This is a genomic window from Ramlibacter sp. PS4R-6 (genome assembly GCF_037572775.1).
Classification (GTDB): domain Bacteria; phylum Pseudomonadota; class Gammaproteobacteria; order Burkholderiales; family Burkholderiaceae_C; genus Ramlibacter.
Window position 1 is genome coordinate 2,485,389 of the sequence record NZ_JBBHKA010000001.1, and the last position, 24,858, is coordinate 2,510,246.

The following is a 24,858-nucleotide window of genomic DNA, read 5'->3' on the forward strand; positions in this document are numbered from 1 at the left end:
GGGGCGATGCTACCCCCCGATTCTAGGAGCTCAGCGAACCAGCACCGCGCCCGAGGTCTTGTGCGAGGCCGTGTCGACCAGCACGAGCGAGCCGAGCTGGCGCGAGCGCGCGAACGGTTCGAGCGGCAAGGCTTCCTGCAGCGCCAGGTCCACGTGGCCGATGCTGTTCGGCTCCAGGTGGTCCGCGTCCGCTTCCGCCAGCGTGTGGATGTCCAGTTTGTGCACGATGCGCTTGACCTTGGCCTTGACCCAGCGGTGGCCATGCAGCGCCCAGTAGGCGCGTCCGGCCACCAGGGGCTCGTCGTCCATCCAGGCGATGGTCGCAGAGAGCTCCCGCGTGGCCTGGTGCGCGCCGGGGGCCAGCAGCCAGTCGCCGCGCGAGACGTCGACCTCGCGATCGAGCACGATGCCCGCGCTGTGGCCGGGGGGCACGTCGCCGGGCTTGCGCGCGTGGTTCAGGACTTGCGCGATCACGGCGGTCTGCCCGCTGGGCATCACCTGCACCTGCTGGCCGGCCTTGGCGCCGCCGGCGGCCACGCGGCCCCAGAAGACGCGGCGGCCCTGTTTCGTGTCCGAAGAGGACGAGAACTTCTCGACCCATTGCACGGGGAAGGCGAAGGCTTCACCCGCTTCGCACGCGGTCACGTCCAGCTGTTCCAGCAGCTGCAGCAGCGACGGGCCCTGGTAGCCGGCCCAGCCGGGCGTGGCCTCCACGACGTTGTCGCCCTTCAGCGCGGAGATCGGCACGATGGCCCGCACCTCGATGCCCGCCGCCTGCGCGAAGCGCACCAGCGCGCCCTGGATGTTGTTGAACGCCACGGTGGGGTCTTCGACGGCGTCGAGCTTGTTCACCGTGAAGACGATGGAGGGCACGCGCAGAAGGTTGACCAGCAGCGAATGGCGGCGCGTCTGCGGCAGCAGCTCCAGGCCGGGGTTCTGCCACTGCAATTTGGTCGCATCGACCAGCACGACGGCCGCGTCGGCGCTGGAGGCAGCCGTCACCATGTTGCGGGTGTACTGCTCATGGCCCGGCGCATCGCCGATGATGAACTTGCGCGCCGGCGTGGCGAAGTAGCGGTAGGCCACGTCTATCGTGATGCCTTGCTCGCGTTCGGCGGTGAGGCCGTCGGTGAGCAGCGCCAGGTCGGTCTCGCCCGAGCGCTGCACGCCGGCCAGCTGGTCCTGCAGCACGGCCTTGCTGTCCACCAGCAGGCGGCCGATCAGCGTGCTCTTGCCGTCGTCGACCGAGCCGCAGGTGATGAAGCGCAGCGCCGACACATGGTCATGTTCCACCGCGTCGTCGCGGCGGGGGAGTTCGACGACCGCCATCAGAAGTACCCGTCCTTCTTGCGCTTTTCCATCGACGCGTCGGACGTCTTGTCGTCCATGCGCGTCGCGCCGCGTTCGCTCACGTCCACGGTGAGCGTTTCCACCACGACCTGGGCCGCGTTGGCCGCCGTGCTGGCGACCGGGCAGGTGCAGGTGATGTCGCCGACGGTGCGGAAGCGCACGGTGCGCGTCTCGACCGTCTCGCCGGCCTTGGGCGGCGTGAGTTCGGTGACCGGCACGAGCAGGCCGCGGCGGTCGACCACCTGGCGCTCGTGCGCGTAGTAGATCGAAGGCAGCTCGATGGCCTCGCGCTCGATGTATTGCCACACGTCGAGCTCGGTCCAGTTGGAGATCGGGAACACGCGGAAGTGTTCGCCCGGCTGCAGGCGCGTGTTGAAGAGCGTCCACAGCTCGGGGCGCTGGGCCTTGGGCTGCCACTGGCCGAAGCTGTCGCGGTGCGAGAAGATGCGCTCCTTGGCGCGGGCCTTCTCTTCGTCGCGGCGCGCGCCGCCGATCAGGGCGTCGAAGCGGAACTCCTCGATCGCTTCCAGCAGCGTCACCGACTGGTGCACGTTGCGCGACTCGTCCGGGCGCGACAGGCGCACCGTGCCGCGCTTCATCGAATCCTCGACGCTGCGCACGATGAGCTCGGCCTCCAGCTGCTTCGCACGGTAGTCGCGGAAGTCCGTGACTTCCCGGAAGTTGTGGCCCGTGTCGATCATCAGCAGCGGGTAGGGGATGCGGCCCACGCCGAACGCCTTTTCGGCGAGCTTGAGCAGCACCAGCGAATCCTTGCCGCCGGAGAACAGCAGGGTGGGGCGCTCGAAGGCGCCGGCGACTTCGCGCAGGATGAAGATGGCTTCTTCCTCGAGCGCGTCGAGGTGCCGGTTCGACAGCGGCACGAGCAATTGGGGTTCCACGCGGGCGTTCATGCCGTTTCCTTCACATGCAGGCCGCATTCCTTGGCCGTTTCGTCCTCCCACCACCAGCGGCCGGACCGGAAATCCTCGCCGAGCGAGATCGCGCGCGTGCAGGGCGCGCAGCCGATGCTGGGGTAGAACTCGTCGTGCAGCGGGTTGTAGTCGACCTTCTCCTGCTCGATGTAGTACCAGACGTCGCCCCAGGTCCAGTCGGCGAGCGGGTTGAGCTTGGTGCGCCCCTCGCTGTCGTCGACCAGCGGCACGTCGGCGCGCGCCTGCGATTGCTCGCGGCGCAGGCCCGTGATCCAGGCCTTCTGGCCGGCGAGGGCGCGCTCCAGCGGCTCCACCTTGCGGATGTGGCAGCAGGCCTTGCGCAGCTCGACGCTCTTGTACATGGGCTCCTTGCCCTCGCGCTTGACGAAGTGCACCACGGCCTCGTGCTGGGGATGCAGCACCTCGATGCGCAGGCGCGAATCGGCCTTCGTGCGCTCGAGCAGCTCCAGCGTCTGCTTGTGCAGCATGCCGGTGTCCAGCACGAACACGGGGATGTCCAGGCCCAGCGAAGCGATCAGGTGCGTGATGACGACGTCTTCCGCGCCCAGGCTCGAGGCCTGCTTGAGCGGCGTGAACTCCCGCGCGGCGCGTTGCAGCAGCTCCTTCGTCTGCGCGAGCTTGGCTTCGAAGTCCTTCGAGGGCCGGGCGTGCAGGGCGATCGCTCCCATCAGCCGAACCTCGCGAAGTGGGGACGCTGCTCCTGCGCGTCGCCCTGGTAGTACTCGGCGAAGCGGGCGAACTGGCGCTGGGCCTCGGCCGGGTCCTTGCCTTCCTTCAGCACGGCGCTAGTGAAGCCGGTGCGCTGCATCTGCACCAGCTGGTCGATGAGCACGTCGCCGGTGGCGCGGATGTCGCCGGCGAAGCGGCGGCGGCGGCGGATCAGCCAGGCCTGGCTGTAGGCGCGGCCGTCGGTGAACTTGGGGAAGTTCAATTCCACGCGGTCGACGCCTTCCAGCGACACCGTGAGCGGGTCGACGTCGTTCGTCAGTTGCAACACGCGCCCTTGGCCCTGCGCCTCATGCTGCGCGGCCGAGAGGATCCGGATGGTCTGCTGCATCACGCCACCTCCTTCTCGACGAAGCGTGCGGCGTTGGCGGCGGCCTTGAAGGGTTCGTGGCCGACGCGGCGCAGCGTGGCGATAAAGGTTTCCAGGCGGCCGTTGGCGGCGGGCTGGCGCAGCTGGCGGTAGGTGTCGATCAGCGCCTCGATCACGCCGGCGACCTCTTCCTTGGCGAACGAGGGGCCGACGATCTTGCCGGGCGAGGCCGGGCCGCCGGCGCGCGAGCCGTCGCCGCCGCCGAGCGTGATCTGGTACCACTCCTTGCCGTCCTTGTCGACGCCGAGGATGCCGATGTGGCCGGCGTGGTGGTGGCCGCACGAGTTGATGCAGCCCGAGAAGTTGATGTCGATCTCGCCGATGTCCCATTCCTCGTCGAGGTCCTGGAAGCGCTCGGTGATGGCTTCGGCGATGGGCAGCGAGCGCGCATTGGCCAGCGAGCAGAAGTCGCCGCCGGGGCAGGCGATCATGTCGGTGATCAGGCCGATGTTCGGGCGCGCCAGGCCCAGCTTGCGGGCGGCGGCCCACAGCTCGGGCAGGTCGTCCTGGTGCACCCAGGGCAGCAGCAGGTTCTGCTCGTGCGTCACGCGGGCCTCGCCGGCGGAGAAGCGCTCGGCCAGTTGGGCGGCAGCGTCGAACTGGTCGGCGGTGCAGTCACCCGGGTGCTGGCCCAGGCGCTTGAACGACAGCACCACCGCGCGCAGCTCGGGGTTGCGGTGCGGCAGCACGTTGCGCTGCAGCCAGCGGTCGTAGCCGGGGTCGGCCTCGGCATCGGCGCGGATGATCTGGTGCACCTGCTGCGCGGCGGCGTCGCGCGGCTGGCGCTGCAGGACGGGCGGCGCGAACTGCGCGGCGATGCGGTCGTACTCGGCCTGCGTGATGGTGTGCGGGGCGCCGTCGAGCTCGACGATCTGGCGGAACTCTTCTTCCACCTTGTCGATGTAGGCCTGGCCCTCGCTCTTCACGAGGATCTTGATGCGGGCCTTCCAGATGTTGTCGCGGCGGCCGTACTGGTTGTACACGCGCACGCAGGCCTCGATGTAATTGAGGATCTGCTGCCACGGCACGAACTGGCCGACCACCGTGCCGATGATCGGCGTGCGGCCCATGCCGCCGCCCACCTGCACGCGGAAGCCGAGCTCGCCGGCCTCGTTGCGCAGCAGTTGCAGGCCGATGTCGTACCAGCCCAGCGCGGCGCGGTCTTCCTGGGCGCCGTTCACGGCGATCTTGAACTTGCGCGGCAGGAACACGAATTCCGGGTGCAGCGCGGCCCACTGGCGGATGATCTCCACGAAGGGGCGCGGGTCGGCGACCTCGTCGACCGCGATGCCGGCCAGGTGGTCGGCCGTGATGTTGCGGATGGCGTTGCCGCTGGTCTGGATGCCGTGCATGTTCACGGACGCCAGCAGTTCCATCACTTCCGCGCTCTTCACGAGCGGGATCCAGTTGAACTGCACGTTGGTGCGCGTGGTGAAGTGGCCGTAGCCGTACTTCAGCTCGCTGCCGACCTGGCGGTTGGTGCCGGGCACGGGCACGGTACCCAGGGCCGTCTGCTTTTCCTGCGCCTCGGCCAGCAGGGCGGCATCGGGCTTGTCGTAGTCGCGCGCGATCGTGCCGAGCACGCGCAGCTGCTCGCTGGACAGTTCGCCGTAGGGCACCGAGATGCGCGCCATGGGCGCGTAGCGCTGGAGGTACCAGCCGTTCTGCAGGCGCAGCGGCCGGAACTCGTCGTCGCTCAGCGTGCCGGCGAGGTTGCGCTCGAGCTGGTCGCGGTACTGCGCGGCCCGGTTGCGGACGAACTGTTTGTCGAATTCGGAGTATTGGTACATGGCGGTGCGGCCCCGTCCCTCGGGGAGCTGCGAATGTACGGGCGGCCCTTATGGAACCAAACTATTTTTTGGTTCACGCGATATGCGGATAAGCTTATGCACAAGGCGTGGCGCGGGTTTGCGGGGTGGCACAAGCTCATTCCGGATAAGGCCCCGTCGAGGCGGAACGCACCCCGATAATGGCGGCCTGCCCCAGCAACGAACACAACCGAGGGAATGGCACAGAGGGTCTTCGTCAATGTCGTCGGTTTCACGGACGAGGAACGCCACGCCCTGAACCTGCTGTTCCGCATGTCGGAGGAGCACGCGACCGCCTTCGCGCTGTGGCAGCCGCAGGCCCCGGAGCCCGCGCGGGTGGCGCTGATCGACGGCGAGAGCTACGAGGCGCGGGTCGAGCTGGAGCTGCCCCGCAACGCCGAAATCCCCGTGCTGTGGGTGGGCCCGCAGGCGCCCTTCAAGGCCTTCCGCAAGTTCGCGCGGCCCATCCAGTGGCCGGAGATCATCCGGGCGCTGGACGAGCTCTACCCCTTCGACCCGACCGACAGCGGCTTCGACATCGACCTGGAGCAGCTCGACACGCTGCCTCCCGACAGCGGCTACTCCGACACCGTGCCGCCGGACACGCAGCCGCCGGAGGTGGAGAAGCCCAGGCGCGCCCTGATCGCCTGCGCCAGCCTCGACGAGCGGCTGTACCTGCGGGCCAAGCTGGCGCTCGCGGGCCTGACCATCGCCGACGAGGCCGAGACGGCCCCGCAAGCGCTGGAGCTCGTGCGCGACCGCGACTACGTGCTGGCCATCGTCGACCTGGGCCTGGGCGGGTTGCGCGGGTGGGACTTCCTGAAGGAGCTCTCGCGCGGAACGCATCCCATCCCGAAGGTGATCGTCACGGCGTCCCGGCCCACGTTCGGCGAGCGCATGCGGGCGCGCAGCGCTGGCGTTGCGGCTTTCCTGGCCAAGCCGCCGGACCCGGTGCGGCTGCAGGAGCTGCTGGCTCAGGCCTGAGGACGCAGGGCCCGCGCGACGTCGATGGCTGCCGCCAGGCGCGCGTCGATCGGCAAGGGCTCATCGTGGAGGCGTGCGGCGAGCAACTCCGCCGCGAGCAGGCTGAAGGTCAGGCCGCGCGAACCCATGGCGGTAACGAGCCACACCCGCGGATCGATTTCGCCCACCAGCGGCCTGCGGTCGCGCGACGTGCAGCGCACACCGGCCCAGGCCTTCACGTCGCGGCCCTCGAGCTGCGCGGCCATGTCGGGTAGCAGCGCGCGCAGGCGCTGCAGGTTGGCCTTCGTATCTTCGTCGCGGATGGCCGTGTCGGCGTCGCCGCGCCCGTAGGTCGAGCCGCAGAACCACGCGAGCGAACCGTCGAGGGGCACCGAGGGGATGAAGTGCCCGTCGCCGTTGACCGGCGACGCCGGCACGGCCCAGCCATCTTCCTGGCGGCCCCAGGCGACCTGCCCGCGCACGGGATGCAGCTGGACCCGATCGCCGACGAGCGCCTGCGAGCCGTGCGCCGCCGCGACGACGACGAGGTCGGCGCTCAGGTCACTGAGAGATTCAACGCGGGTGTTCCCCCGGAACTCGATCCGCGGTTGCGACAGCCACGCGCGAACGAGCGGGGCCGGCTTGATCCAGGCCGCGCGCTCCTGCCACAGGCCGTCGTTGCGGCGCACGCCGGTCTCGCGCCAATCTTCGCCGTCGCGCAACGCACGCCGCGCTTCGCCCAGCGTCATGCGCACGCCTTCGCGCGACAGCCGCGACAGCAGGCCGTCGTCCGCCGACACGTGCGCCGCGAGCAAGCCGACAGGCAGGGCCGACGCGCCCGCGGCGGGCGCCGCCGCTGCGTCTAGCACCGTCACGCGCCAGCCGCGGCGCGCGAGGCTGGCGGCCGTGGCCGCACCCGCAAGCCCGGCGCCGATCACCACGGCGTCGCCGGCAGGTGGCGGCTCGCGATGCGCGCCCTTGGGCTCCCAGCGCGGGTCGAACAGGGCGTGCGTCGCATGCCGCTTGGGCGCCAGCCCTTCGACCTTGTGCACCTCGAAGCCCGCCGCGGCCAGCGCGCGGCGCACGTCCCCGGAAGCCGTCCACGTCGCCAGGCGCGCGCCGCGCCGGCAGTGGCGGGCCACGGCCTTGATGAGTGGCTCGTCCCACATCTGGGGGTTGCGCTGCGGATCGAAGCCGTCGAGGAACACCGAATCGGCGGTGAACGGCTCCTGCCGCAGCATCTCCTGTGCGTCGCGCACGTGCAGCGTGAGCAGCACGCGCCCGTCGTCGAAGGAGAGGCGATGCGCGCCGGGCGCAAGGCCGAACCACTGCGCGGCGAGCTCGCGCGCCAGCGGCTCCAGCTGCGCGTGGCCCGCGGCGCTGCGCACGATGTCCTCGGCCGCGACAGGCCATGCCTCGACCGACACGAAGTGCAGCAGGCGCGGGCGTTGCGGGTCGTCCTTCCACGCGCGCCAGGCGGCGAGGAAGTTCAACCCCAGCCCGAAGCCGGTCTCGAGGATGCGCCACTGCGCGCGCCCGCCCCAGGCCTCGGGCAGGCCGCAGCCGCGCAGGAAGACGTGGCGGGCCTGCTCCAGGCCGCCGGATGCGGGACGGTAGACGTCGTCGAAGCGGGCGCTGTAGGGCGTGCCGTCAGGCCGCCACTCGACAGGCTCCGCCACGCGCGGTCACTCTTTGGGAGGCACGTAGCCCTGCGCCACGTCCGCGCCGCCGCCGAAGAAGTGCGCCTCCATCTGGCGCTTGAGGTACTCGCGGGCGCGCTGGTCGGCCAGGTTCAGGCGGTTTTCATTGACCAGCATGGTCTGCTGCTTGATCCACGCCTGCCACGCTTCCTTGCTGACGGTTTCGTAGATGCGCTTGCCCAGCTCGCCGGGGTAGGGCGGGAAGTCCAGGCCTTCGGCCTCTTTGCCGAGCTTGATGCATTGGACGGTGCGGGGCATGGGGAACCTCTTGGTGCGGTGGTGCGGATTAGCTTATGCGGATAAACAACTGAAAACTCTGTCGTTCCCGTTCGCGGCGGCCCACTGAACAATCGCCTCCAGCAACAACAAGGAGCCGTGCAGTGAGCACCCGTCGCAACTTTATCAAGATTCCCCTGGCCGCCGCCGCCCTGGCGGGCATGGCCCTCACCGGCGCGGGCGTGCTCGCCCAGCAGCAGCCGGCCGCGAAGGGTCCCGTGGCCCTCCTGAACGTCTCCTACGACCCGACGCGCGAGCTCTACGTGGAGTTCAACCAGGCCTTTGCGAAGTACTGGAAGGGCAAGACCGGGCAGGACGTGACCGTGAAGCAATCGCACGGCGGCTCGGGCAAGCAGGCCCGCTCCATCATCGACGGCCTCGACGCCGACGTGGCCACGCTCGCGCTGGCCGGCGACACCGACGCGCTGGTGAAGAACGGCGCATGGCTTTCGCCCGACTGGCAGAAGAAGCTGCCGCACAACGCGTCGCCCTACACGTCGACCATCGTGCTGGTGGTGCGCGCGGGCAACCCGAAGGGCATCAAGGACTGGGACGACCTGGCCAAGCCCGGGGTCAGCGTGATCACGCCCAACCCGAAGACCTCGGGCGGCGCGCGCTGGAACTACCTGGCCGCGTGGGAATTCGCCAAGCGCAAGTACGGCGGCGACGCCAAGGCCCGCGAGTTCGTGGCCAGGCTGTACAACAACGTGCCGGTGCTCGACACGGGCGCGCGCGGCTCGACGATCACGTTCGCGCAGCGGGCGCAGGGCGACGTGCTGATCGCCTGGGAAAACGAGGCGTTCCTGCTCGAGAAGGAATTCGGCGCCAAGTTCGACGTCGTCGCGCCGTCGATCTCCATCCTGGCGGAGCCGGCGGTGGCGGTGGTCGACAAGAACGTGGACAAGAAGGGCACGCGTGAGGTGGCGACCGAGTACCTGAAGTTCCTCTACAGCGAGGAAGGCCAGGACATCATCGGCAAGAACTTCTACCGCCCGGCCGTTTCGCAGAAGGCCCAGGCCAAGTACGCCAAGCAGTTCCCGAAGATCAACCTGTTCACCATCGACCAGGCTTTCGGTGGCTGGGGCAAGGCGGACAAGGAGCACTTCGCGGACGGCGGCTCCTTCGACCAGATTTACACGCGGAAGTGAAAAGAGCGCCGCGATGCGGCGCTCTTTCTCTCCCGGCTACGCTCAGGCGGCCAGCGCGGCTTCGGCTTCGTTGGCCGCTTCGCGCACCGCGGCGCGGATAGCGATGTCGGCGGCCTCGAAGGCCTTCGCCTTCGCTTCCTCACCCATGGCCACGCCCTCGGCGCGCACGATGCGCACGTCGGTGATGCCGAAGAAGCCGAACACGGTCTTCAGGTAGCTCTCCTGGTGCTCGATCGACTCCATGACGGGGTTGCCGAAGTACATGCCGCCGCGCGAGGAGGCGACGATCACCGTCTTGCCACCGGCCAGGCCCACGGGGCCCTTCTCGGTGTACTTGAAGGTGCGGCCGGCCTGCGCGATGCGGTCGATCCAGGCCTTCAGCTGGGTCGGGATCGAGAAGTTGTACAGGGGCGCGCCCACGACGATCACGTCGGCGGCGAGGAACTGGCTCACCAGGCGCTCGGAAACCTCGTTCTCGCGGCGCTGCACGTCGGACAGGCCTTCGGCGTTCACGCCCATGCGGAAGCCCAGCGAGTCGACGTTCAGGTGGCTCGGCGCGTCCTTGGCCAGGTCGAGGTAATCGACGGTGGCGCCCGGGTTGGCGGCGCGCCATTCGCCGACGATGCGGCGGGTGAGCTCACGGGAGACGGAATTGCCCCCGAGGGCGCTGGAATCGATGTGCAGCAGTTTCATGGATCGTTCTCCTGATTGGCCTAATTGGCTTAGGAGTGATTGTGGGCATGCGTCGATCAATTGATAAGTCGGCAAAATCGGGCTACATTGTTCTCACTGGCAGGACAATCGCATGAGAGATCTCAACGACATGGTCTATTTCGCCGAGGTGGTGGACCAAGGCGGCTTTGCCGCGGCCGGCCGCTCCCTGGGTATCCCCAAATCCAAGCTGTCGCGCCGCGTGGCCGAGCTGGAGCAGCGCCTGGGCGTGCGCCTGCTCCAGCGCACGACGCGCAAGCTCTCCCTGACCGAGGCCGGCGAACTGTTCCACCGCCACGCGGTGGCCGTGCGCGAGGAATCGGAGGCGGCGGAGGAAGCCGTCGCGATGGTGCAGAGCGAAGCGCGCGGCACCATTCACGTGACGTGCCCGATCACGCTGGCGCAGACGACGATCGGGCCCATCCTGCCGCGCTTCCTGAAGGAGCACCCGCTGGTGCGCGTCGAGATGCAGTTGACCAACCGCGTCGTCGACCTGGTGAAGGACGGCGTGGACGTGGCGCTGCGCGTGCGGCCCACGCTGGAGGACAGCAGCCTCGTCGTGAAGAAGCTCGCGACGTCGCAAAGCCTGGTGGTCGCGCACCCGTCGTTGATCGAGGCGCACGGCCGGCCGCAATCCGTCGAGGACCTGGCGAAGCTGCCGAGCATCGCGATGTCGGCGGTGGACGGCCGCGCGATCTGGTACCTGCGCGGGCCGGGCGACCGCGAGTTCGCGCTGCACATCAAGCCCGTGTTGACGGCCGACGACCTGCTCACGCTCAAGTACGCCGCGCTGCAGGGCTCGGGCATGACCGTGATGCCCGACTACATGATGCGGCGCGAATTGCGCGAGGGAACGCTGGTGGACCTGTTGCCCGAATGGCGCCCGCGGCCGGGGATCATGCATGCCGTGTTCCCGTCGCGCCGCGGCATGGTGCCCGCCGTGCGGCGCTTCCTCGACTTCCTCGGCGAGAACGTCACCGCCGAAGGGCAGGACTGCCCGGTCTAGCCGCGCGCGGCCGCGAGCGCGGCCTCGTACACGCGCACGTACTGCTGGGCGCTGCGGTCCCACCCGAAGTCGCGGTCCATGCCGTTGCGCTGGATCCGCTGCCAGCGGTCCTTGTCGGCGAAAGCGGCAAACGCGCGCAGCACCGCATCCTCGAAGCCGGCCGCATCCGCGGTCTTCATCACGAAGCCGCTGCCGTGCAGGCGGTCCGCGTCGGCGTCGACGACCGAGTCCTTCAGCCCGCCCGTGGGCGCGACGATGGGCGGCGCGCCGTAGGCCTGGCTGTACATCTGGTTCAGGCCGCAGGGCTCGAAGCGCGACGGCATCAGGAAGCAATCGATGCCGGCCTCGATGTTGTGGGCCAGGCCTTCGTCGAACGCGAAGTTGGCCGACACCGAGCGCGGGTGGCGCTGCGCCGCGGCTTGCAGCGCCTCGTGCAGCCACGGCTCGCCCTGCCCGAGCACGACGAGCTGCGCACCGTGTTCGACCATGCGCGGCAGCAGCTGCAGCACCAGGTCGATGCCCTTTTGCGACGTGAGCCGGCTGACCACGCCGAACAGCATCGCGCTGCGATCCAGCGCCAGGGCGCAGTGCGCCTGCAGCGCCGCCTTGTTCGCCTGCCGCGCGGCCAGGTCGGCGGCGCCGAAGTTCTGCACCAGCAGTGGATCGGTGCGCGGGTTCCACACGGCGGTGTCGATGCCGTTGAGGATGCCGGTCAACTTGTGCGACTGCGCCTGCAGCACGCCGTGCAGCCCGACGCCGAAGGCTTCGGTGCGGATCTCGTCCGCATAGGTCGGGCTCACCGTGGTGATCGCGTCCGAGAATTGCAGCGCGCCCTTCAGCATCGACATCTGCCCCCAGAACTCCACCGCATCCATGCCGCGCCAGTGCCAGGGGATTTGCAGCACGTCGGCGGTGGCCATCGGGAAGATGCCCTGGAACGCGATGTTGTGGATGGTGACGACGCCGGCGGCGCGCTGGCCCCTCGGCAGGGGCGATCGCCAGTCGGCCAGGTACAGCGGGGCGAGGCCGCAGGGCCAGTCGTTGGCGTGCACCACGTCGGCCTGCCAGCCGGCAAGCGGCGTCGAAGGCAGGCCGATGCGCGCGGCCACGCGCGAGAGGAAGCCAAAGCGGAAGGCGTTGTCGTGGTGGTCCTGGCCTCCTGGCGCCACGTAAGGCCCGCCGGCGCGGTCAAAGAGGGCGGGGCAGGAGAGCAGCAGCAGCTTCACCGTCGGCGTCTGCACCGTGATGAGCTGCGCAGCCGGCCAGTGGCCTTCGCCGGGCAAGTCCACGCTGCCTTCGACGTCGCCGTCGACCTTCATGCCGCCATAGGCCGGCATCAGCACGCGCACGTCGTGGCCGAGCCGCTCCAGCGCCTGCGGGAGCGCGCCGCTCACGTCGCCCAGCCCGCCCGTCTTCACGAACGGCGCGCATTCCGGCGTGGCGAACAGGATCTTCATGCCGGCACCAGCACCGCGAACGGCAGCCCGTGCGCCTTCGCGAAGACGGCTTCGAGGTCAAGGACGGCTTCGCCCGTGCGCGCGACGGTGTGTTCCTCGCCGGTGAGCCAGTCGCGCCAGCGCGCGACGCCCGCCAGCGCGTCGTTGGCCATGTCCAATTGCGTGTCGCGCCACGCAGCAGGCGTCCACCGCGCATCGTCGCCGCCGCACAGCGTGTAGGTCAGTCGCGCGGCAACCACCAGCACGACTTCGCCTTCGTGTGGTCGCGCAAACGCGACTGCGTGGTCCGCCGCGGCGCCCCGCAGCGCCAAGGGCAGGTAGCCGCCGCATTCGAACAATTTCGGGAACGCACCGCGCAGCTGCAGGAGCCGCCAGGTCACGAGCTGCTTGATGCGCCCGTCGGCAGCTTCGCGCAGCAGCTGCGGCCACACGCCGGCGGTGCCTTCCTTGCACAGCCTGCGCAGCCCATCGAGCTGCGCAGCGAGCTTCGCGAAATCGACCGGCCGCCGGTTGTCCGGGTCGACCAGGCTGAAAGTCCACTGCTCGCTGCCCTGGTACAGGTCGGGCACGCCGGGCACGGTGAACTTGAGCGCCACCTGCGCCAGGCTGTTGCGGAATCCGAAGGGCGCGATGCGCGCCGTGATGCGGTCAAGCCCGTCGGCGAAGGGATTCGGCTGGCCCGACCGCAGCACGGCGTCGACGAAGCGCTCCACGGCGTCCTCGTAGGCCGGCACGGGGCTTGTCCAGCTCGTGTTCTTCTTGGCCTCGCGGATCGCCTTGAGCATGTAGGCCTGCACGCGGTGGCGCAGCTCGTCGCGCTCGCGCTCGTCCGCGGGCCGCGCGGGCCACAGGCCCACCAGCGTCTGGAACAGCAGCCAGATGTCGTTGCGCGTCGGCGCCGGGCCGGCCTCGGTCGGGGTTACGTAGCGCTCGGCCCAGTGGTGGAAGCGCTGCAGCCCGTCGTCCCACAGCGGCGGGTCCTCCGACAGCACGTCCAGCCGCATGCGCAGGTCTTCGGCGCGCTTGCTGTCGTGCGTGGACGTCGCGAGCATCGAGTGCGCGCGAAAGCGCAGGCGGCTCTGGTTGGCCGAGTGGAAAGCGGCCGGCGAGATGCCGAAGGTGCGCGGGTCGCCGCCGACGTCGTTGAGCGACACCAGCCGCACGTAGCGGTAGAAGGCCGTGTCCTCCACCGCTTTTGCCATCACTGGCGCCGTGAACTGCTGCCAGCGGGCGATGAAGCGCGCCCGCAACTTGGGATCCGCCTGCGCCGCTTCGCCTTCGCCGAGCAGCACGTCGCGCAGGTGGTCGAGCACGGCGGCCTCGGCGCTGCCCAGGCGCCGCTTGGCCGAGGCGATGGCCCAGTCGATGTGCTGCCGGTCGCTGGCGCTGGGCGCTTCGTCGTCGCGCAGGTAGGTGCGGTACACCGGGAAAGCCGCGGCCGTCTCGGCCAGGGCCACCCGCAGGCGCGGGCGCGTGAAGTCGCAGGTGCGGCGGTTGGCGCGCGTGATGTGGTGGATGGCCGTGGCCAGCCAGCGCAGCTCGGAAAACAAGGCCGTGTAGATGATGACCTTCTTGCAGCGGTAGACGATTTCGTCGTAGTCCTGCGCCTCGCCCGTGAAGCCGCGGTACAGCGCGTCGATTTCGGCCTCGCGCGAGCTGTCGACGAACAGGCCATTCACCATGGCGGAGAAGCGGTAGCCCGTGTCGCCGTGCACCGGCCAGGCTTCCGGCAGGTTCTCGTGCTCCGCGAGGATCTTCTCGACGACCAGGTACAGCGCGCGCGGCTCCTGGCCGGCGATCGTCGCCTCGCGCGCGTAGTGGGACTGCAGGCGCTCGAAGTACTGCTGCGGGTCCGACAGGCCATCGGGGTGGTCGATGCGCAGGCCCGACAGCTGGCCGTTGCGCAGCCAGCGCAGCACCAGGCGGTGCGTCGCCTCGAACACCGAGTGCTGCTCCATGCGCAGGCCGGCCAGCGTGTTCACGTCGAAGAAGCGCCGGTAGTTGACGTCGTCGCTGGCCACGCGCCAGTTGGTCAGGCGGTAGGCCTGGCGCGAGATCAGCGCATCGAGCGCATCGAAGCTCGCGGCATTGCCGACGTGGCCGTTCAGGTGCTTCAGGCAATTGGCGACCCAGTCGGCCAGCCAGTCGTGCTTGCGCACCAGGCGCGCCAGCGTCTGCTTGTACACGGCGGCATCGCGCGATCGGGCGCGCTTGCCGCTCTCGTCCTGCACCGTCCGCGGCGGCAGGCGCTCGAACGAGCCCAGCAGCGAGGCCGCGACGGCGTGGCTGTCGGCCTCGGCCTCGCTGCGTGCGCCGGGCGCGGCCAGCACCGCGAAGATGTCGGGGTAGTGGCTGGGGTCGATGCGGAAGCGGTGGTTCCAGTAGTGCAGCGAGAACTCGCCGGCATGGGCGTCGAAATGCAGCTGGATCTCGCCGGCTTCCAGCACGCGGCCGTAGTGGTCGCCCAGCACCGGCAGCAGCACGCGGCCGGTCATCTCCGGCGCGACGGGATGCCATTCGATGTCGAAGGTCTGCGCGTGCGCGGAGGCGGGGCCGTTCTCGAGCACGTCCAGCCACCAGGCGTTGTCGGCCTCGAGCACACCCATGTGGTTGGGGACGACGTCCAGCACCTGGTTCATGCCGTGCGCGTGCAGCGCCTCGCACATGCGGTCGTAGGCGCGGGCGTCGCCGACCTCGGCGTTCAGCGCGTTGTGGTCGATGATGTCGTAGCCGTGCGTGCTGCCCGGCCGCGCGCGCAGGTACGGCGAGCTGTACAGGTGGCTGATGCCCAGCGCGTGCAGGTAGGGGATGGCGCGCGTCACCATGTCGAAGGTGCAGTCCTTGTGGAACTGCACGCGGTAGGTGGCGACGGGGACGTGCGCCGTGTGCAGCGGCGGCAGGTCGGTGGCCGCGGAATCGGCGGGCGCGGGACCGCTGCGCTCGGCGCGCAGCACCGACGCCAGCGACGCGAAGCGCGAATCGCTCGCCAGGTCGTCCACGGTCACGGGCAACTTGCGCCGCCAGTTGGGGTAGCGGTCCTCCGTCGTGCCGGGCACGTTCACCTGCAGCAATTGCCCCGTGACGTCTTCCAGCTGAACGCCGACGAGCCAGCACGGCGTGCGGGCGAGGTAGGCGTAGACGGCGTCGACGAATGCCGGTGTGGCGTCGGGCAGGGAGGTCGGTTGCACCGTGACGCCAGACGGCAGCAGCTGTTCGCGCTCCAGCGCCAGCAGCAGGCGCGCTCGGTCCTGGGCACGGTCGACGACGTGCTGCTCGCGCGCGGCGTCGTTCGGGTAGAGGTTCAACTGCGCCAGCACGCCCATGTCCTCGCCCAGCCAGAAGCCGCGCAAGGTGGGCAGGTCGTGCGTGCTGACGACGGCCAGCGCCTGCGCGTGCCATTCCGCGGGCGGCTTGAAGGCGCCGTCTTCCGTGCGCTCGAAGAGCAGCGGCCGGTACGACAGCAGGGCGTGGTCGGCCATCGCCTCGCGCATGCGCGGGGCCACGTTGCCCAGGTCCTCGCCGATCACCATGCACTCGTGCCGGTGGCTTTCCAGCGCCAGGATGCCCAGCATCTCCTCCAGCGGGTAGCTCACGTAGGTGCCGCCCTGGTCGCTGGTCCAGAAGAGCCGCATCAGGCTCATGACGTGGTCCAGGCGCAGGGCGCCGGCGTGCCGCATGTTGGCGCGCACGGTCTCGATCCACGGCGCGAAGCGCGCATGCCGCAGCGCGACGGGGTTGACCGGCGGCAGGCCCCAGTCCTGCCCGAGGGCGTTGAGCGGGTCGGGCGGCGCGCCCACGTGCATGCCCAGCGCGTACAGGCGCGGCTGGACCCAGGTTTCCGCGCCGCCTTCGTTGGAGCCGACGGCCAGGTCGCAGTACAGGCCCAGCCCCATGCCGCGGCTGCGCGCGTAGCGCTGCACGCTTTCCAGCTGCTGCTCGGCCAGCCACTGCAGCCAGAAGCGGAAGCGCACGTCGGACGCATGCGCGCGCGCGAAAGCCTTCACGGGTTCCGCATCGACCTCGCGGTATTCCTTGGGCCACGCCGGCCAGCCCCAGACGGCCGGGTCCTGCCGGAAGAAGTGCGCCTGCAGCGCTTCGAACAAGGCGTGGCGGCCGAGCGTCGCTTCGCGCTGCTTCACGAACGCCTCGAAGTGCGCCGCGCGCGGGCTGTGGCGGGCGATCTCCTTCGCCTCGAAGTGGCGCCACAGCAGCTGCAGCACTTCCTCCTTGGCCGCGGCGACGCCGGCGTAGTCCACGAACTCGGTTTCGCGCAGCGCGTGCAGCCGCGCGTGGAACGCGTCCGAGTTCACGTGCACGGAGGCCTCACGGCAGCCGCCCTGGTCGATGAGCAGTTGCACGTCGAGGTAGATGGGGTTCAGCGCGTTGCGGCTGGACGGGCTGTAGGGGCTGGCGACCTCGGGCCGGTGCGGGAAGAGGGCGTGCAAGGGACTCAGGCCGATGAACGACGCGCCCTGGCGCGAGGCGATCTCCACCAGCCGGCGCAGGTCGCCGAAATCGCCGATGCCCCAGTCGTGCGAGGACTTCAGCGCGTAGAGCTGCACGGTGCAGCCCCACCAGCGCTCGCCGGCTTCCAGCGCGGGCGGCGTCCAGCAACGGCGCGGCGCGACGATGACGAGGCATTCGTCCGCGCCTTCCACGACGAGGTCCCAATAGCCGCGTTCGAGGTCGGCGGGCAGCTCGACGGCGCCATGGCCCTTGCGTGCCCGCGCACCCTTGGCGGCATCGCGCGGCTTCAGCTGCCACGCGCCGGGCTGCGGCTGCCCGTGCCATTCGATGCGCAGCGCCGTGCCCTCGACAGCGACGACGGCGCGCGGGAAGCCCGGCCCGGATTCGGAGGGCGAATCGCCTGACACCCCCATCGCCGCGAGCGCGCGCCGCAGCACGTCCTCGGCCACGTGCAGGTCCTCGCCCCAGAAGCTGCTGTAGCGCAAGGCGACGCCGCTGCGCTGCGCCAGCGTCGCAACCTCGTGCGAGACCTCGTTCATGGCTGCGCGCCCATCCACCAGCGGGCGGACCAGGCGGGCCACACGCCTTCAGCGGTGCCGTCGGGCCACGCGTGAGAGAACAGCACCTGAGGCTCCACCAGGGCCAACGATGGCTCTTTCGCCGTCACGGGCTGCGGGCCCACGTTCAGCTGCAGCACGATGGCCTGGCCGTCTTCGTAGCGCCAGCACGCCTCGATGCCCGTCTCGCCGACGCGATGCGCGGTGTGGCTGCCGGTGGCAAGCAGGTGGTGCCGCGGCGCGAAGTGCAGCCGGCGCACGCGCAACGCCTCCTGCACCATCTCCAGCCAGCGGCGGCCGTCGTCCGAATCACGCTGCGCTTCGTCGGGGCGGCTCGCATCGAAAGTCTCCGGGCTGCACGGGTCGGGCAGCGCGGCCTGCGCGACGTGGCCGAACTCGCGCTTGCGCCCTTCGCGCACCGCGTCGCGCAGGTCGCCTTCCCAGTCGGCGAAGTAGAGGAAGGGCGTGGCCGAGCCGAATTCCTCGCCGAAGAACAGCATCGGGATCGCCGGCGTCAGCAGCGCGAGCAGCGTGGCCAGCGGAGCGGCGCCGGGCGGAACGAGCTGGCGCAGGCGCTCGCCGAAGGGCCGGTTGCCTGTCTGGTCGTGGTTGTGCGCGAAATTCACCAGTGCGCCCAGCGGTTGCGCGGGCGCTTCGCGCGGGTCGATGCGCGCTCCGCCTTCGCGGCGCTCCGAGGGCTCGTACAACATGCCGTGCGTGAGGCAACGGGCCAGGTGGTTGAGCGGCTCGTCGCCGTAGTCGTGGTAGTAGCGCTGGGTCTCGCCCGTCAGCGCCACGTGCACGACGTGGTGGAAGTCGTCGTTCCACTGCGCGTCGTAGCGGCTGGGCTGTGCGCGCGGCGCCAGCCAGGCGTACTCGTTGTTCTCGTTCTCGAGCACCAGGTGCACGTGGCGACCGGCCGTGGCGGCACGCACCGTGTCCGAGATCTCCTTGAGGATGTGCGTGCGACCCTTGTCGACGATCGCGTGCACCGCATCGAGCCGCAGGCCGTCGATGCGGAATTCCTGCACCCAGTACAGCGCGTTGTGCACGAAGAAGTCGCGCACCACGCGGTTGAGCGGGCCGTCGTAGTTGATCGCCGCGCCCCAGGGACTGGCGTGCGTTTCCGAGAAGAACTGCGGCGCATAGCGGCCCAGGAAGTTGCCCGACGGGCCGAAGTGGTTGTAGACCACGTCGAGGAACACCATCAGGCCCAGGCGGTGCGCCTGCTGGATGAAGTGCTTGAGCCGGTCGGGCGTGCCGTAGCGCTCGTGCGGCGCGAAGGGCAGCACGCCGTCGTAGCCCCAGCCGAAGCGGCCGGGAAAGTCGGCCACCGGCATCAGCTCGATCGCCGTGATGCCCAGCTGCGCGAGCGACTCGAGCCGCTCGCACGCAGCGTCGAACGTGCCTTCGCGCGTGAAGGTGCCCGTGTGCAGCTCGTACAGCACGACCTCGTTCCACGGCCGCCCGCGCCAGTCGCCGTCCCATTCGAACTGCAGCGGGTCGACGACCGCGCTCGGGGCGAACACGCCGTAGGGGTTCTGGCGCGAGGCCGGGTCGGGCACCAGCAGCTCGTGGTCGATGCGCCATTGGTACAGCGTGCCGGCGGAGGCTTCCTCCACCGTGCATTCCCACCAGCCTTGCGAGTCGCACTCGGCCGCGTGGAACTGCGCGACCGTGGCGCCAGCGCCGGGGTAGGTCGCCACTTCGGCCTGCCGAGCCGTCGGTCCCCACAGCCGGAACACCACGCCGCCGCCCGGCAGCGGCGTCGCGCCGAACGGCATCTCGTGGCTACAACGCATCCCCGCGGCCTTTCACGGGCTGCGTGAGCACGGCCATCGCATGCGCGGCCAGCTCGAACTTGTCTTCGGCGTCCACGCGCCGCGTGCCCGCCAGCGAGGCGTCGTCGGACGTGTCCACGCGCACGCGCCATTCGCCTTCGGCGACGGGCGTCTGCGGCAGCGTGAACGACACTTCCTCGTCGGACGCGTTGAACAGCAGCAGCACGCTGTCGCAGGGCTTGCCGCCCGGCACGAAGGCGCCGTCGGCCAGCGCCGCGATCACGCGCACCTGCGGGTCGGCCCATTCCTCGGTGGTCATGGGCAGGCCCCAGACGCTGTACCACGCGATGTCGCGGCGGCCTTCGCCGTCTTCCTCGCCGGTGTACCAGCGGTCGGCGCGCAGCACGGGCAGCTCGCGGCGCAGGTCGACGAGCGCCCGCACGAAGGCGAGCAGGGCATCGGAGCGGCGCTCCTCGGTCCACTCGTACCAGCTGATCGGGTTGTCCTGGCAATAGGCGTTGTTGTTGCCGCATTGCGTGCGGCTCATCTCGTCGCCGCCGAGCAGCAGGGGCACACCGCGCGAGACGAACAGCGTGGCGAGGAAATTGCGCTTCTGGCGCTCGCGCAGCTGCACGATCTCGGCCTTCTCGGTCGGCCCTTCGAAGCCGCAATTCCAGCTGCGGTTGTGGCTCTCGCCGTCCTGGTTGTCCTCGGCGTTCGACTCGTTGTGCTTGTGGTTGTACGAGACGAGGTCGTGCAGCGTGAAACCGTCGTGCACCGTCACCAGGTTCACGCTGGCGCACGGCGTGCGCCGGCTGGGGCCGTAGATGTCCGCCGAGCCGCACAGGCGCGCCGCGAAGTCCGCGACCGCGCCGCCTTCGCCGCGCCAGAAGTCGCGCACGCTGTCGCGGTAACGGCCGTTCCATTCCGACCAGCCCTGCGGGAAGCCGCCCACCTGGTAGCCGCCGGGCCCGACGTCCCACGGCTCGGCGATGAGCTTCACCTTCTTCAGCACCGGGTCCTGCGCGACGGCCGAGAGAAAGGGCGAGCGGTGGTCGAAACCGCCGGAGCCGTTGCGCGCGATGGCCGGCGCCAGGTCGAAGCGGAAGCCGTCGACGTGCATCTCCTCGACCCAGTAGCGCAGGCTATCCATCACCAGGCGCAGCGTCGCCGGATGGCTCACGTCGAGCGTGTTGCCCGTGCCGGTGAAGTCCATCATGTGGCGGCGGTCCTCGGCGAGGCGGTAGTACGAAGGGTGGTCGATGCCCTTGAACGACAGCGTGGGGCCCAGGTGGTTGCCTTCGCAGGTGTGGTTGTAGACCACGTCGATGATCACTTCGAGCCCGGCGGCGTGCAGCGCCTTGACCATGCGGCGGAAGTCGTTGGGGTCGCCGCCGGCGCAGTAGCGCGGCTCGGGCGCGAAGAAGCCGACCGTGTTGTAGCCCCAGTAGTTCGACAGGCCCATGTCGATCAGGCGCCGCTCGTCGTTGTAGGCCTGCACGGGCAGCAGCTCGATGCTGGTTACGCCCAGGCGCTTGAAGTGCGCGATGGCGGCGTCGGAGGCGATGCCCGAGAAGGTGCCGCGGATCGCGGGCGGCAGCTCCTCCATCTGCATCGTCACGCCGCGCACGTGCGCCTCGTAGAACACCGTGTCGTGCATGGGGATGCGGGGCCGCTCGTCGCCTTCCCAGTCGAAGGACGGGTCGACCACGATGCACTTGGCGGCGATCGCGCCGTTGTCCGTCGTGTCGACCTTCAGGTCGCGTTCGGCGCTGCCCAACTTGTACGCGTACTGCCACGCGGCGCCGTGCATCACGCGGTCGATCGCCCGCGCATAGGGGTCGAGCAGCAGCTTCTTCGGGTTGCAGCGGATGCCGGTCTCGGGCGCGTAAGGCCCGTGCACGCGGTAGCCGTAGCGCTGCCCGGCCTTCAGGCCCGGGACGAAGCCATGCCAGACGTCGTCGGTGCGGCAGGGCAGCGCGATGCGCGCTGTCTCGCGCGCGCCGCTGTCGTCGAACAGGCACAGCTCGACCTTCTCCGCGACGCTGGAGTGGAGGGCGAAGTTGACCCCGGCGGCCTCCACGGTCGCGCCCAGCGGCCAGGGGTGGCCGCGCTCGCAGCGAGGCGTCGCCGCGGGGTCGGCGTGGGAATGCTCCGAAGTGCGGCGGGCGGCGTGTGGCTTGGCGACGGCACGAGCCGTCATGCAGGCACCTCGACCCTTTCAGGATGGGCCGCGTGCTCGATGCCCGTTGCCTTGGGCGGCAATTGCACCTTCCCGGCACGCGCCGGGAAGTAGCCGGCCGGCACCACGACGATGCCGCTGTCGGTCACGTGGAAGCGGCGGCGATCCTCGTCCTCGTCGTAGCCGATGCGCACGTTGGCCGGCACGTCGTTGTCCTGGTCGATGATGGCGCGGCGCACCTGCGCGCCGCGGCCGATGCGCGAGCGCTCCATGATGATGCAGTGCTCCAGGCGCGCATGGCGCTCCACGATGACCGAGCGGCGCAGCATGGCGTGGTCGAGGGTGGCGCCGTCCACGACGCTGCCGCTGCCGACCACGGAGCGGTTGATGACGCCGTTCTCGATCTGCGCGGACTCGGTCTGGTCAGGGCTGGCGTAGATGGGCCATTGGCGGTTGGTCATGCGAAAGCGCGGCGCGGCGCCGAGCGTGTCGAAGTGCGCGTCGAAGTATGCGTCGATCGTGCCGACGTCGCGCCAGTAGCCGTGCTCCTCGTAGGGCTCCACGCCGGGGATCAGGTTGGTGTCGAAGTCGTAGGCCATCAGGCGGTGGCTCTTCACCATCTGCGGCAGGATGTGCTTGCCGAAGTCGCTGGTGTGCTCCTCGTGCATGCGGTGCAATTGCTCCAGCAGAACGTCGGTGTCGAAGATGTAGTTGCCCATCGACGCCAGCGCGTGCGAGCGGCTGCCCGGCATGGGGCGGGCGCTGCGCGGCTTCTCGCGGAATTCGACGATGCGGTGCTTGTCGTCGGTGTCGACGATGCCGAATTCGCCGCACTGCTCCAGCGGCACCGGCAGCGTGGCCACGGTGGCGTGCGCGCCCGTCTTCACGTGGAAGTCCAGCATCTGCCGGATGTCCATGCGGTAGATGTGGTCCGCGCCGAACACGGCGACGATGTCCGGCTTGAAGCTTTCGATCAGGAAGATGTTCTGGTAGATCGCGTCGGCCGTGCCCTGAAACCACTCGCGGCCGTTGCGCATCTGCGGCGGCACCACGGTGATGAACTGCTGCGGCATGAAGCGCGCCATGGTCCATGTCTGGCGCACGTGCTCGATCAGCGACTGCGACTTGTACTGCACCAGCAGGTAGGTCGAGTAGATCTCCGAGTTGACCAGGTTGGACAGCACGAAGTCGACGATGCGGTGTTTGCCATTGAAGGGAACGGCCGGTTTGCAGCGGTTGGCGGTAAGGGGGTGCAGGCGCGAGCCTTCACCGCCGGCCATGACGAAAGCCAGGACGTTTCTAGTGGCGGGCATGGACAACTCCGGGTAATGCTTGGGTGAGGTCACAGGGTTGGTCTGAAAAGATGAGCGTTGCCAGCGGTGGCAGCGTGAATTCCAGGGTGGCGCCCTGGCCGTGCATCGGCTGGTGCGCGGCATGCGCGCGCCCCAGGTTGCCGACGCCGCTGCCGCCGTAAACGGCGGCGTCGCTGTTGAGGACTTCGTACCAGTCGCCCGCATGGGGCACGCCCAGCCGCAGCCCGAAGCGGGGCTGCGGCGTCATGTTCACCACCACGACGGCCAACGGCTGGCCGGGTTCGCCGCGGCGCACGAACGCGAGGATGTCAGGGTCGTAGTGCTCCAGCGGCAGCCAGCTGAAGCCCACGGGGTCGAAATCGTGTACGTGCAGCGCCGGCATGCGCCGGTACGCGGCGTTCAGGTCCGAGACCCAGTGCGCCACACCCGCGTGGAAGGGCCGCGCCCACAGGTGCCAGTCGAGCGTGCGCTCGTGGTGCCACTCGTCGGGCTGCGCGAACTCGCCGCCCATGAAGAGCAGCTTCTTGCCCGGGTGCGTCCACATGTAGCCGTACAGGTTGCGCAGGCCGGCGAAGCGCTGCCAGTCGTCGCCGGGCTGGCGCCCGAGCAGGCTGCCCTTGCCGTACACCACCTCGTCGTGCGACAGCGGCAGCACATAGTTCTCGGCGAAGGCGTACACCGCGGAGAAGCGGATGTCATCGCCGTGCCAGCGGCGGAAGAAGTGCGGGCGCGACACGTAGCGCAGCGTGTCATTCATCCAGCCCATGTTCCACTTCATGCCGAAACCCAGGCCGCCGTGGTGCACGGGCCGCGACACGCCGCCCCACGCCGTGGACTCCTCGGCGATCATGTGCACGTCCGGGAACTGGCCGTACACGGCGGAGTTCAGGTCCTGCAGGAAGTGCACGGCCTCCAGGTTCTGGTTGCCGCCGTACTGGTTGGGCACCCACTCGCCCGGGCCGCGCGCGAAATCGAGGTACAGCATCGACGCCACCGCGTCCACGCGCAGGCCGTCGAAGTGGTACTTCTCCAGCCAGAAGAGGGCGTTGGAGATGAGGAAGTCGCGCACCTCGTAGCGGCCGTAATTGAAGATGAGGCTTTGCCACTGCGGGTGGAAGCCCTTGCGCGGGTCGGCGTGCTCGAACAGTTCCGTGCCGTCGAAGCGCGCGAGGCCATGCGCGTCCGAAGGGAAGTGCGAGGCCACCCAGTCCAGGATCACGCCGATGCCCGCCTGGTGCAGCGTGTCCACCAGCACCATCAGGTCCTGCGGCGTGCCGTAGCGCGCGCTCGGCGCGAAGTATCCGGTGGTCTGGTAGCCCCAGGAGCCGTAGAACGGGTGCTCGGTGATGGGCAGCAGCTCCACGTGCGTGAAGCCCATGTTGTGGCAGTGCGTGGCCAGGCGGCGCGCGATGTCGCGGTAGTTGAGGAAACGGCCGTCCTCCTCGCGCTGCCACGAGCCCAGGTGCACTTCGTAGATCGACATCGGCGCGTCGTGCGACTGCACGACGCCACGCCGGGCCATCCACTCGCGGTCGCCCCAGTCGTGCGAGATGTCCCACACCTGCGACGCGGTGCCGGGCGGGTGCTCGGCGCGGAAGCCGTAGGGGTCGGCCTTGTCGAACCACTCGCCGTTGGGCCCCTGGATGCGGTACTTGTAGCAGTCACCGGCGCGCGCGTTCTCGACCGTGCCCATCCAGCGGCCGGTGCCGTCGTCGATGCGGTGCAGGGGCTGGCAGTTCCAGCCGTTGAACGAGCCGATGACACCGACGAAGCGTGCGTTGGGCGCCCACACCGCGAAGTGCGTGCCGTGCTGCACCGGATGGGCGCCCATCACCTCGAACTGCCGGTGGTGATGCGCGCCGTGCCAGCTTCCGGCAAGGCTCCCCGCGTTGCCGTTCTGCGCCCTTGTGGTTGTGTACTCGCCCATGTTCTCCGCCGAACCAGAGCGAACGATTCTGGGGCGCGGTACGGGAGAGCTATGAAGGAAGCGTTGACGTGGCGGCGTAGTCCCGCGCCTACACCGGAAGCGGCGCCTGAACTACTTGGCGCCGGGAGGGCGAATGACGGAAATGCGAGTGCGCGCCGACTCG

Annotated in this window: 17 protein-coding genes; 3 read left to right on the plus strand and 14 right to left on the minus strand. The window is 69.5% G+C overall.

Features of this window, described 5'->3' with window-relative positions:
- Positions 1-30 precede the first annotated feature (30 nt).
- The 5 genes from WG903_RS12335 to WG903_RS12355 are packed head-to-tail and all read right to left on the minus strand — an operon-like array spanning position 31 to position 5,189.
- Positions 31-1,329 (minus strand): sulfate adenylyltransferase subunit 1, encoded by a 1,299-nt coding sequence (locus tag WG903_RS12335; RefSeq protein WP_340075720.1) that lies wholly within the window; start codon positions 1,327-1,329, stop codon positions 31-33.
- Complete coding sequence (cysD, locus tag WG903_RS12340; protein ID WP_340075722.1) at positions 1,329-2,261, minus strand: sulfate adenylyltransferase subunit CysD; 933 nt, start codon at positions 2,259-2,261, stop codon at positions 1,329-1,331. Before cysD ends, WG903_RS12335 begins: the two co-directional genes overlap by 1 nt.
- Positions 2,258-2,971: a phosphoadenylyl-sulfate reductase gene (locus tag WG903_RS12345; RefSeq protein WP_340075724.1), complete on the minus strand. Its 714-nt coding sequence runs from the start codon at positions 2,969-2,971 to the stop codon at positions 2,258-2,260. Before WG903_RS12345 ends, cysD begins: the two co-directional genes overlap by 4 nt.
- The gene (locus WG903_RS12350) at positions 2,971-3,360 is read right to left on the minus strand and encodes a DUF934 domain-containing protein (protein ID WP_340075726.1); all 390 of its coding nucleotides are present in this window, start codon (positions 3,358-3,360) and stop codon (positions 2,971-2,973) included. Before WG903_RS12350 ends, WG903_RS12345 begins: the two co-directional genes overlap by 1 nt.
- Complete coding sequence (locus WG903_RS12355; RefSeq protein ID WP_340075728.1) at positions 3,360-5,189, minus strand: nitrite/sulfite reductase; 1,830 nt, start codon at positions 5,187-5,189, stop codon at positions 3,360-3,362. The genes WG903_RS12350 and WG903_RS12355 overlap by 1 nt, the downstream gene beginning before the upstream one ends.
- A 216-nt stretch (positions 5,190-5,405) precedes the next feature.
- Here WG903_RS12355 and WG903_RS12360 point away from each other — a divergent pair, with 216 nt between their 5' ends.
- Complete coding sequence (locus WG903_RS12360) at positions 5,406-6,191, plus strand: response regulator (RefSeq protein WP_340075730.1); 786 nt, start codon at positions 5,406-5,408, stop codon at positions 6,189-6,191.
- Here the strand turns inward: WG903_RS12360 and mnmD are convergent.
- Together mnmD and WG903_RS12370 are read right to left on the minus strand one after the other, a co-directional pair.
- Positions 6,182-7,849: a tRNA (5-methylaminomethyl-2-thiouridine)(34)-methyltransferase MnmD gene (gene mnmD, locus WG903_RS12365; RefSeq protein WP_340075732.1), complete on the minus strand. Its 1,668-nt coding sequence runs from the start codon at positions 7,847-7,849 to the stop codon at positions 6,182-6,184. The genes WG903_RS12360 and mnmD overlap by 10 nt on opposite strands.
- 6 nt (positions 7,850-7,855) lie before the next feature.
- Positions 7,856-8,128 (minus strand): oxidative damage protection protein, encoded by a 273-nt coding sequence (locus WG903_RS12370; protein ID WP_340075734.1) that lies wholly within the window; start codon positions 8,126-8,128, stop codon positions 7,856-7,858.
- Between the two features lie 122 nt (positions 8,129-8,250).
- On the opposite strand from WG903_RS12370, the gene WG903_RS12375 reads away from it, so the two are divergent.
- Positions 8,251-9,294 (plus strand): sulfate ABC transporter substrate-binding protein, encoded by a 1,044-nt coding sequence (locus WG903_RS12375; protein WP_340075736.1) that lies wholly within the window; start codon positions 8,251-8,253, stop codon positions 9,292-9,294.
- Positions 9,295-9,336: 42 nt separating this feature from the next.
- On the opposite strand, the gene WG903_RS12380 is transcribed toward WG903_RS12375, so the two are convergent.
- Entirely contained in the window at positions 9,337-9,987 is a 651-nt protein-coding gene (locus WG903_RS12380) for an FMN-dependent NADH-azoreductase (protein WP_340075738.1), read from the minus strand.
- Positions 9,988-10,099: 112 nt separating this feature from the next.
- Between WG903_RS12380 and WG903_RS12385 the strand changes: the two genes are divergently transcribed.
- Positions 10,100-11,011: a LysR substrate-binding domain-containing protein gene (locus WG903_RS12385; RefSeq protein ID WP_340075740.1), complete on the plus strand. Its 912-nt coding sequence runs from the start codon at positions 10,100-10,102 to the stop codon at positions 11,009-11,011.
- On the opposite strand, the gene glgA is transcribed toward WG903_RS12385, so the two are convergent.
- From glgA to glgB, 6 genes are read right to left on the minus strand one after another with little or no spacing between them, the layout of a single operon-like run.
- Positions 11,008-12,468 carry a glycogen synthase GlgA gene (glgA, locus tag WG903_RS12390; protein WP_340075742.1) on the minus strand — a complete coding sequence of 487 codons (1,461 nt, stop codon included), beginning with the start codon at positions 12,466-12,468 and terminating at the stop codon, positions 11,008-11,010. The two genes, WG903_RS12385 and glgA, sit on opposite strands and share 4 nt — an antisense overlap.
- On the minus strand, positions 12,465-17,516 hold the full coding sequence (locus WG903_RS12395; RefSeq protein WP_340075744.1) for a malto-oligosyltrehalose synthase: 5,052 nt from the start codon (positions 17,514-17,516) through the stop codon (positions 12,465-12,467). Before WG903_RS12395 ends, glgA begins: the two co-directional genes overlap by 4 nt.
- Positions 17,471-19,294 carry a malto-oligosyltrehalose trehalohydrolase gene (gene treZ, locus WG903_RS12400; RefSeq protein ID WP_340075746.1) on the minus strand — a complete coding sequence of 608 codons (1,824 nt, stop codon included), beginning with the start codon at positions 19,292-19,294 and terminating at the stop codon, positions 17,471-17,473. Before treZ ends, WG903_RS12395 begins: the two co-directional genes overlap by 46 nt.
- Positions 19,284-21,476: a glycogen debranching protein GlgX gene (gene glgX / locus WG903_RS12405; RefSeq protein WP_340075749.1), complete on the minus strand. Its 2,193-nt coding sequence runs from the start codon at positions 21,474-21,476 to the stop codon at positions 19,284-19,286. Before glgX ends, treZ begins: the two co-directional genes overlap by 11 nt.
- Positions 21,473-22,768 (minus strand): glucose-1-phosphate adenylyltransferase, encoded by a 1,296-nt coding sequence (glgC, locus tag WG903_RS12410; protein WP_340075750.1) that lies wholly within the window; start codon positions 22,766-22,768, stop codon positions 21,473-21,475. Before glgC ends, glgX begins: the two co-directional genes overlap by 4 nt.
- Entirely contained in the window at positions 22,755-24,695 is a 1,941-nt protein-coding gene (gene glgB, locus WG903_RS12415; protein WP_340075752.1) for a 1,4-alpha-glucan branching protein GlgB, read from the minus strand. The genes glgC and glgB overlap by 14 nt, the downstream gene beginning before the upstream one ends.
- Positions 24,696-24,858 lie beyond the last annotated feature (163 nt).